Annotated in this window: 2 protein-coding genes; one reads left to right on the forward strand and one right to left on the reverse strand. The window is 72.7% G+C overall.

The window, feature by feature from the left end; translation table 11 throughout:
• Positions 1-132: 132 nt before the first annotated feature.
• Entirely contained in the window at positions 133-1668 is a 1536-nt protein-coding gene (locus FV228_RS25890) for a glycosyltransferase (protein WP_147857160.1), read from the forward strand.
• A 295-nt stretch (positions 1669-1963) separates the two neighbouring features.
• Here the strand turns inward: FV228_RS25890 and FV228_RS25895 are convergent.
• On the reverse strand, positions 1964-2789 hold an 826-nt coding region (locus FV228_RS25895; RefSeq protein ID WP_246694032.1), incomplete at its 5' end, for an FAD-dependent monooxygenase.

Raw genomic sequence — 2789 nt, forward strand, 5'->3', positions numbered from 1 at the left:
GTATCTGCGCGGCGCCGATCCGCGCCCGGATCCGCGAGCGCCTGTCGATCGGCGCGGTGGCCGCCGCCATGGAGGCGAGCGTCAGCCGGCTCCTCGCAGCCGAACGCAATTGACGCCCGGGAGACGCGATCCGTGTTGAACAAGAAGCCGGTCCCGGCCCCGTCGGCCTCCTGGAGCGCGCGCGCCTGGCCGGACGCGATCCTGCCGCTGCCCCTCGACGAGCGCTTCCACCCGGTCGACGAGCGCAAGCTCGGCCAGGTCGCCGCCGGCCAGCTTCCCGCCTGCCGGGCCGTGTTCGTGGCCCCTGCGGCGTCCGAACTGCACCCGGACCTGTTCGCGCCGATCCTGGCCGCCATGGCCGAGCGGCCGGATATCGGCATCTTCTACGGCGACGACGCCGTGGTGGACGGCGCGGGCCAGGTCCGCAGCGTCCATTGCAAGCCGGCCTTCAACCCGGCACTCCTCATGGCCGACGACTATATCGGCTTCCCGCTGGTGATCCGCGTCTCGGCCCTGGCAGGCCTGACCCCGGATTTCGGCCGGCGTACCGGCAACGCCGCCTGGTTCCGGCTGCTGCTCGACGCGCTCTCGGCGGGCGTCGGCATCGACCGGATCCCGCAGACGCTGATCGCCTCGCCGCTCGCCCGCCCGAAGGCGAAGCGCGCCGCCCGCGCCGACGTGCTCGACCGCTGGTTCCAGGGCTCGGGCGCGTCCCTGCGCACCGCCCCCGGCCTGACTCCGGACACGCTGGAGATCCGCCGCAGCCTCGATGCGCGCCCAGTCGTGACCCTGGTGGTGCCCACCGCCCAGACCCGGCCCCGGAACGAGGACGGGAGCCCGATCGCGGGCGCCAAGCCGCACGTCATCACCTTCCTCGACAGCCTCGCCCGCAGCAGCTACCCGGCGGACCGGATCCGGGTGCTGATCGGCGACGACAAGACCGACGACGCGATCTACCGGGGCCGCTCCGACCGGTTCGCGGTGACCCGCCTGCTCACCACGCGGCCCGAGGGCGCGCCGTTCAACTACGCGGCCAAGATGAATACCCTCTGGCGCGCCGCCGAGACCGACCTCGTCATCCTGATGAACGACGACCTCGTGGTGCGCCGCCCCGGCTGGATCGAGGCGCTGCTGACCTTCGCGCTCGACCGCGGCGTCGGCGGCGTCGGCGGGCGGCTGCTGTTCCCGAGCGGCAAGATCCAGCATGCCGGCATGTTCGGCGGCATCTTCGATGTCTGCGCCCATCCCTGGTACAACCGCGACGCGGCCGAGCCGACCTACGGCGACTGGGCGCTGGCGCATCGCGACTGCTCGTCGGTGACGGGCGCGCTGTTCGCCACGCGCAAGGCGGTGCTGGAAGCGGTGAACGGCTTCGACGAGAGCTTCGCCCTCGACTTCAACGACGTCGACCTGTGCTTCAAGCTGCGGATGCTCGGCTACCGCATCGTCTACACGCCGTTCGCCGAGATGGCGCACCACGAGAGCGCCTCGCGGCAGACCAGCTTCGCCCCGGGCTCCCAGATCTCCCGTTTCCTGCGCCGCTGGCACGACGTGCTGACCGACGACCCGGCCTACAGCCCGCAGCTGCGCACCGACACCGACGTGGTCGCCCCCCGGGCCGACGCGGCGCGGTGGGTGAGCGAGCGAAGAGCAGGGCAGACGGCCTGAGCCTGCCAAGCTCGAGACCGTGCGCCGCTCCTCCTCATTGATCGGGTAGCGAAGCCAAAAGGTGTCGCACGAAGCGCGGGTCCCCTCTCCCGTGCGGGAGAGGGACAGGGTGAGGGGTGCGACCTCTCCGAAGAGACCTGGTCCCTCACCCCAACCCTCTCCCGCACGGGAGAGGGGGCGTGTTGCGCCTCACAGATGCCGACCTGCGAGCATCAGAACTTCGGGAGCGACGGCGCGCGTGTCATGTCTGGACGGCGCCTGTTGTCGAACCGCAGACCCGTTGGCATGCAATCCCTCACAGCGCCTCCCCCCGCATCAGCCTGGGCCGCGTGCCCCGGGAGGCCGCGGCCTCGCCGATGAAGAACCGCTTGAGACCGGGCAGGCGGTCGACGATCCCGAGGCCGAGGTCGCGGGCGAGCCGCAGCGGCAGGGCGTCGTTGGAGAACAGCCGGTTCAGCCCGTCGGTGGCCGCCGCCATGGCGAAGCTGTCGAACCGGCGGGCGCGCTCGTAGGCCCGCAGCACGTCCGGGCTGCCGGGATCGAGCCCGAGCCGCAGGGCGCCGGTCACCGCTTCGGCCAAAGCCGCGGCGTCCGCCAGGCCGAGATTGAGGCCCTGCCCGGCGATCGGGTGGATGACGTGGGCCGAATCGCCGAGCAGCGCCAGCCGCTCCGCCCGGAACGCCCGGGCGATGCCGAAGGCCAGCGGGTGCCGGCTCGGCCCGTGCTCCAGGGCCAGCGCGCCCAAATCCAGGGTGAACCGGCGCTCGATCTCGGCCAGCACCGCGTCGGGCTCGCCCGAAAGCAGCGCGTCGGCCTCGTCGGCCCGCTCGGTCCAGACGATCGAGGAGCGGTGGCCGAGCGACCCGCCATCCCGCAGGGGCAGGATCGCGAAGGGGCCGGCGGGCAGGAAATGCTCGAAGGCTCGGCCCTGGTGCGGCCGGGCATGCCCGATCGTAGCGACGATCCCGACCTGCGGATAGGACCAGCCGACCCAGCCGATCCGCGCCGCCTCCCGCAGGCGCGAGCGCGCCCCGTCGGCGGCCACCAGCAGGTCGGCCCGGAGGCTCTCGCCCGTGGTCAACTCCGCTCGGATCGCCGCGCCCTCCGGCACCGCCCGCACC

It is taken from the genome of Methylobacterium sp. WL18, from assembly GCF_008040015.1.
Lineage (GTDB): Bacteria > Pseudomonadota > Alphaproteobacteria > Rhizobiales > Beijerinckiaceae > Methylobacterium > Methylobacterium mesophilicum.